Source organism: Rhodoplanes roseus (assembly GCF_003258865.1).
Lineage (GTDB): Bacteria > Pseudomonadota > Alphaproteobacteria > Rhizobiales > Xanthobacteraceae > Rhodoplanes > Rhodoplanes roseus.
Map to the genome: position 1 here is coordinate 1 of NZ_NPEX01000361.1, position 4,929 is coordinate 4,929.

General features: G+C 62.0%; 3 protein-coding genes. All 3 read right to left on the reverse strand.

What is annotated here, in order from left to right:
* Positions 1–297 precede the first annotated feature (297 nt).
* The 3 genes from CH341_RS28055 to uvrA all read right to left on the reverse strand — a co-directional run bounded on the left by CH341_RS28055 (position 298) and on the right by uvrA (position 4,702).
* Entirely contained in the window at positions 298–948 is a 651-nt protein-coding gene (locus CH341_RS28055) for a DarT1-associated NADAR antitoxin family protein (protein ID WP_111422341.1), read from the reverse strand.
* Positions 949–950: 2 nt separating this feature from the next.
* Positions 951–1,481, reverse strand: a complete 531-nt coding sequence (locus CH341_RS28060; protein WP_111422343.1) for a DarT ssDNA thymidine ADP-ribosyltransferase family protein — start codon at positions 1,479–1,481, stop codon at positions 951–953.
* Positions 1,482–1,543: 62 nt separating this feature from the next.
* Complete coding sequence (gene uvrA, locus CH341_RS28065) at positions 1,544–4,702, reverse strand: excinuclease ABC subunit UvrA (RefSeq protein WP_111422345.1); 3,159 nt, start codon at positions 4,700–4,702, stop codon at positions 1,544–1,546.
* Between the last annotated feature and the right edge of the window lie 227 nt (positions 4,703–4,929).

Here is a 4,929-nt window from a genome sequence, read left to right on the forward strand (position 1 = left end):
GTCCTCCACGCTCGGCGGCAGAAGACAGGACTGCGCCCGGCTCGCGCCGGTCTTGAACGGGCGATTCGTCATGCCACCAATCCTACATCAGCTGCAGCCGCCGATTCTTGCCCAGTCTCGAAGCGAAACGCGGGACCGGCCTCGCGCGAAGCAGACCCTCGCGGCGACGCTCACCCCGGCTGTCGCTGCGCTCCAGCCGGGCTACAATGCACGACGACCCGGGCTACGCTTGCTACGCTTGCTATTCCGCATATGACTATCCGGTTACGCTTACTGCGATGCTGCAAATGTCAAGTGTCACAAGCTGGCGTGTTTAAGAGTGTCCGTAAAGAACTCGAAGCTTTCAACGGCATCATCAATTTGCCCTCTCTTGGTCAACGCGACGAAAGTGGCGCAAGACCTAGCTTGGCAATTGAGAGATTTGTTCGGGTTGAATGCGATGTCAGTAAATCCATTAAATTCTAGAATGCATTCTTTGAGTTCCGAATCTCGATATAAGGCGTTCAGATAAAGCCAATCATAAAATGCTGTTGGCGGCGTTAGGGGGTAGTGCTTATCTTCAAATTCGAAGCGAATTAGATTTCCAGACATTCTTAGGCGATTGTCGCCCTGTGCTTCGCGGCTTGTCTTAAAATACAAATCGGTGTATGGCCCGCCGGACTCAAAAACCTTGCTTCCTTGGTATATAGATTCGACGGAGGCAGTCTTGCCAAGCACAGAGAACATAAGCGAGAAGGCGCTTAGCCTCCGCCCTAGTTCAGACTCGGACTTGGTCGACACTTCGAGAAGATGAGCTAATCCTCGCTTTATCGCTGAGCCATGGAGTTCGGCAATGTTCTTGCGTTTTTGGGAGATGGCCATTCCCTTATGCCAAGTGAATTGGATCGTTATGACGTCAACGAGACGCTTGCCGTATTCGTGGGGGACAAAGACTGGGCGTTCGGCCATCGTTAACAAATATTCGTTATATATTGCAGTGGCACGTGATTTGGTACAAGTATCTCAAACTTCTCAGCGGTTTGAAGTCGGGCCTGAATTGTGGGATCTCTCCAATCTGTGCGTTGATATATCACCTCTCGGTCTAAAATGCCTATTAAAGGCAAAATATCTATCGGTGTAACACCGCTTTTATTTGATATATCCGTGGTCCCTAGAACTCCTGGGATCAAGAGTATCGTAGGGCTGATTCTCAGTCGATGCACTTCCAGGATAGTCTTTTCCTCGAGTGCCCGCCTCTCCATTGGATGTCCAGGCTTAAACGTAAGGTGGACATATTGATCCATTCCGCAGGCCTGGTCGGCGTCAAGGCTCCACTGATTCCCTCCGGGGGCGGGTACATTGATGTTGCGTCCTTTTATCTCTTTCATGGAAAGCAATCCGTGTTGTTTGATAGATGGAATATTTCTTGTGTCCGTGAAGTGAAAAAATGAATTGTGAATTGCTGCTGTCTCTACAGCAGATATGAAATCCTTGAGTGTCATTTTATTGCTCCCATAGTGGAGCTGAATCCATATCTCTACGCTAGGTATTGATCAAGGTCGTTTCACTCCGCCGCCTGCGCGCCCTTCCGCCGTCGTCCATTGCCGCCGGCGGCTCCCGCGCCACGCCCCGCTGCCGTCGCACGGGTCGCGACCGCCTTCCGCTCCAGCACCGGCTTCAAGAACGCGCCCGTGTAGCTCCGCTTCTCTTTGACGATGTCCTCGGGCGTGCCGATGGCGACGATCTCGCCGCCGCCGTCGCCGCCTTCGGGGCCGAGGTCGATGATCCAGTCGGCGGTCTTGATGACTTCGAGATTGTGCTCGATCACCGCGACCGTGTTGCCCTGGGCGACCAGCTCGTGCAGCACTTCCAAAAGCTTCTCGACGTCCTGGAAGTGCAGGCCGGTGGTCGGCTCGTCGAGGATGTACAGAGTGCGACCGGTGGCGCGCTTGCTGAGCTCCTTGGCGAGCTTGACGCGTTGCGCTTCGCCGCCGGAGAGCGTCGTCGCCTGCTGCCCGATTTTGATATAGTCGAGGCCGACGCGATGAAGCGTCTTGAGGGTCTCCCTCACGCGCGGCACGGCTTTGAAAAACTCGGCGCCTTCCTCGACCGTCATGTCCAGGACGTCGGCGATCGACTTGCCCTTGAAGGTGACGTCGAGCGTCTCGCGGTTGTAGCGCTTGCCCTTGCAGACGTCGCAGGTGACGTAGACGTCGGGGAGAAAGTGCATCTCGATTTTTATGACGCCGTCGCCCTGGCAGGCCTCGCAGCGGCCGCCCTTGACGTTGAACGAGAAGCGCCCGGGCTCGTAGCCGCGGGCCTTGGCCTCGGGCAGGCCGGCGAACCACTCGCGGATCGGCGTGAAGGCGCCCGTGTAGGTCGCAGGATTCGAGCGCGGCGTGCGGCCGATCGGCGACTGGTCGATGTCGATGATCTTGTCGATGTGCTCCAGCCCCTCGATGCGCTCGTGCGGGGCAGGGGCCTCGGCGGCGCCGTGCAGCTTTCGCGCCATCGCCTTGAACAGCGTGTCGATCAGCAGCGTCGACTTGCCGCCGCCCGAGACGCCGGTGACGCAGGTGAACAGGCCGAGCGGGATGTCGGCCGAGACGTTCTTCAGGTTGTTGCCGCGCGCTCCGACGACGCGCACCACGCGCCGCGAGTCGGGGACGCGGCGCACCGGCACCGGAATCATGCGGGCGCCGGTGAGGAACTGGCCGGTCACCGACTTCGGGTCGGCCATGATGTCGTCCGGCGTGCCCTGCGAAACGATCTCGCCGCCGTGGATGCCGGCGCCGGGGCCGATGTCCAACACCCAGTCGGCGGTGCGGATCGCGTCCTCGTCGTGCTCGACCACGATCACGGTGTTGCCGAGGTCGCGCAGCCGTTTCAGCGTCTCGATGAGGCGCGCATTGTCGCGCTGGTGCAGGCCGATCGACGGCTCGTCCAGCACGTACAGAACGCCGGTGAGGCCGGAGCCGATCTGCGAGGCGAGGCGGATGCGCTGGCTCTCGCCGCCGGAGAGCGTGCCGGAGGCGCGGCCGAGCGTGAGGTAATCCAGGCCGACGTCGATCAGGAAGGTGAGGCGCTCGCGGATCTCCTTCAGAATCCGCGTGGCGATCTCGGTCTGCTTGGCGTTGAGCGTCTTCGGCAGCGCCGAGAACCAGTCGCCGGCACGGCGCACCGACATGGCCGAGACCTCGCCGATATGCAGGCCGTCGACCTTCACGGCCATCGCCTCGGGCTTCAGCCGGTGGCCGTCGCACGAGGCGCACGGAATGGCGGTGAAATACTTGCCGATCTCCTCGCGGGCCCACTCGCTCTCGGTCTCCCGCCAGCGGCGCTCGAGGTTGTTCACGACCCCCTCGAACGGCTTCTTGGTCTCGTAGGCCCGCATGCCGTCGTCGTAGACGAACTTGATCTCGTCGTCGTCGGAGCCGTAGAGGATCGCCTCCTGGGCGCGCTTCGGCAGGTCCCTCCACTTGGCGTCGAGCGTGAAGCGGTAGTGCTTCGCCAGCGCCTCGAGAGTCTGCACGTAATAGGGCGAGGACGACTTCGCCCACGGCGCGATGGCGCCGCGCTTGAGCGTCGCGTCCTTGTCCGGCACCACCAGGTCGGGGTCGATCTTCTGGTCGAGGCCGAGGCCGCCGCAGGCCGGGCAGGCGCCGTGCGGCGAGTTGAACGAGAACAGCCGCGGCTCGATCTCGGAGATCGTGAAGCCGGACACCGGGCAGGCGAACTTTTCGGAGAACAGGATTCGGTTGGCGTCCGAGGCCGCGGCCGCCGCGAGCTTGGTGGTGGTCTTGGCCGGCGCTTCGGCCACGTCCTTCGAGACGCCGCTTCGCGGCTCCTCGGGACGAGGGGAGAGGCCTTTCTTGCCACGCTTCCCCGCGCCGGCATCGTTCCCCTCATCCTGAGGAGCGCTCGAAGAGCGCGTCTCGAAGGATGAGGCTGCAGGCAGCGCCGCAGGCGGCTTGTCGGCGAACTCCACCACGGCGATGCCGTCGGCGAGCTTGAGGGCGGTCTCGAACGATTCGGCCAGCCTGGTCGCGATGTCGGGGCGCACGACGATGCGGTCGACCACCACGTCGATGTCGTGCTTGAACTTCTTGTCGAGGGCGGGCGCGGCGGCGATCTCGTGGAAAGCGCCGTCGATCTTGACCCGCTGGAAGCCCTTCTTGAGGAGCTCGGCCAGCTCCTTCTTGTACTCGCCCTTGCGGCCGCGCACGAGCGGCGCCAGCAGGTAGAGCCGCGTGCCTTCGGGCAGCGCCATCACCCGGTCGACCATCTGCGACACGGTCTGGCTCTCGATCGGCAGGCCGGTGGCGGGCGAGTAGGGGACGCCGACGCGCGCCCACAGCAGGCGCATGTAATCGTAGATCTCCGTGACGGTGCCGACCGTCGAGCGGGGATTCTTGGAGGTCGTCTTCTGCTCGATCGAGATGGCGGGCGACAGGCCGTCGATCTGGTCGACGTCCGGCTTTTGCATCATCTCCAGGAACTGGCGCGCATAGGCCGAGAGCGACTCGACGTAGCGGCGCTGCCCTTCAGCATAGATGGTGTCGAAGGCGAGCGACGACTTTCCCGAGCCCGACAGGCCGGTGAACACGACGAGCCGGTCGCGCGGCAGGTCGACGTCGAGATTCTTGAGGTTGTGCTCGCGAGCGCCGCGGATGGAGATCAGCCGCCCGTCGGGGCGGTGCGGCTTGTCGAACAGATCGGCCATCGGTCACCGGGGTCGGGTCCAGGGCGGATCAGGCGTATCGAGCCAGGGCCCGGACGAAGGTCTAGAGGTCGAACCAGAACTTAATAAGAACGGAGCGGTTTCGCCAGGACCCCGGCGGTTGTCAACAACGCTTCGCTTCATCGGCGATACGGCCGGCCGAGCCGGTCGGACCATCGGCGCAGCGGGAGGAGGGCGTAAAATGCAGAAGCCCCGGACCGAGGTCCGGG

Bases quoted from the DNA above. Each gene is read 5' to 3' on its own strand.
- CH341_RS28055 (WP_111422341.1), bottom strand. From the start codon at position 948: ATGGCCGAACGCCCAGTCTTTGTCCCCCACGAATACGGCAAGCGTCTC.
- CH341_RS28060 (WP_111422343.1), bottom strand. From the start codon at position 1,481: ATGACACTCAAGGATTTCATATCTGCTGTAGAGACAGCAGCAATTCAC.
- uvrA (WP_111422345.1), bottom strand. From the start codon at position 4,702: ATGGCCGATCTGTTCGACAAGCCGCACCGCCCCGACGGGCGGCTGATC.